General features: G+C 59.3%; 1 protein-coding gene. It reads right to left on the bottom strand.

Translation table 11 applies throughout. From position 1 onward, the window contains the following. Positions 1 to 198: hypothetical protein (locus RMT89_RS43370; RefSeq protein ID WP_315889256.1), on the bottom strand; the 198-nt coding region annotated here is incomplete at its 3' end. Positions 199 to 268: the final 70 nt, after the last annotated feature.

Genomic DNA, 268 nt, shown 5'->3' with positions numbered 1-268 from the left:
CCGCTCAGCGAAGTCGGCGAGTCCATGCGCACCCTGCGAACGCGCGTAGTTCCAGAGGTCACCACGCTCGATTCCCGGAGCGACCGAGCCAACCATGTCAACCATGTCGACGCCGGCAGCGGCCAGAAATTTACCAGTCCTGACGAGAAGACCATCACCCTCTTCGTTGTATTTGGTCTTAAACAGATTCGTAGTCATGGCTTGACGCCGAGTCAGATTATCGGCGGAATCATCCGTCAAGCCGGCCGAGGGCAGACCCCCCGGAGTC

Source organism: Streptomyces sp. P17 (genome assembly GCF_032436805.1).
In the GTDB taxonomy this organism is placed as follows: domain Bacteria; phylum Actinomycetota; class Actinomycetes; order Streptomycetales; family Streptomycetaceae; genus Streptomyces.
This window is presented reverse-complemented; position numbering and strand designations above follow the sequence as displayed.